This window comes from Streptomyces sp. AC555_RSS877, assembly GCF_019049245.1.
GTDB lineage: Bacteria > Actinomycetota > Actinomycetes > Streptomycetales > Streptomycetaceae > Streptomyces.
This window is the reverse complement of sequence record NZ_JAGMUK010000211.1, coordinates 1-834: the sequence shown is the minus strand read 5'-3', so window position 1 is coordinate 834 and position 834 is coordinate 1. Positions and strand designations below refer to the sequence as shown.

General features: G+C 69.4%; 1 protein-coding gene. It reads left to right on the top strand.

Translation table 11 applies throughout. The annotated features are described in order from the left end of the window. Positions 1 to 834: phosphopantetheine-binding protein (locus KUM49_RS42415; RefSeq protein WP_254402638.1), on the top strand; the 834-nt coding region annotated here is incomplete at both ends.

The following is an 834-nucleotide window of genomic DNA, read 5'->3' as shown; positions in this document are numbered from 1 at the left end:
ACGGGGGACCGTGCCCGTTGGACGGCGGAGGGGCAGTTGCTGTTCGTCGGCCGTGCGGATGAGCAGGTGAAGATCCGTGGTTTCCGGATCGAGCCGGGTGAGGTCCAGGCGACTCTGGCCGCTCACCCGCAGGTCGGGCAGGTGGCGGTGGTGGTGCGGGAGGACACCCCGGGTGACAAGCGCCTCGTCGCCTACGTGGTCGGTGACGCTACGAGTTCCGAGCTGCGTGATTTCACGGCGGGGCGGTTGCCGGAGTACATGGTGCCGTCGGCGGTGGTGGTGCTGGGTGAGTTGCCGTTGACGGTGAACGGGAAGCTGGACCGTAAGGCGCTGCCCGCTCCGGTGCTCAGGGCGGGTGGGGGCCGGGTGCCGGCGTCGGTGCAGGAGGAGATTCTGTGTCAGGCCTTCGCGCAGGTTCTGGGCCTGGAGCAGGTGGGTGTGGATGACGATTTCTTTGCGCTGGGTGGGCATTCGCTGTTGGCGACGCGTCTGGTGAGTCGGGTGCGTGCGGTTTTGGGTGTGGAGGTGGGGCTGCGCACGTTGTTCGAGGTGCCGACGCCGGCGGGGCTTGCGGGTCGGTTGGGTCAGGGGGGTGTGGCGCGTCCGGCTTTGGTGGCGGGGGTGCGTCCGGAGCGGGTGCCGTTGTCGTTCGCGCAGCGCCGGTTGTGGTTCCTTGGGCAGTTGGAGGGATCGAGCGCGACCTACAACCAGCCGGTGGGCTTGCGGCTGACCGGCCGGCTGGACCGGCGGGCGTTGGAGCGCGCGCTGTTGGATGTGCTGGGGCGGCATGAGGTGCTGCGGACGGTGTTCGCGGTGGCGGACGGGGAGCCGTAT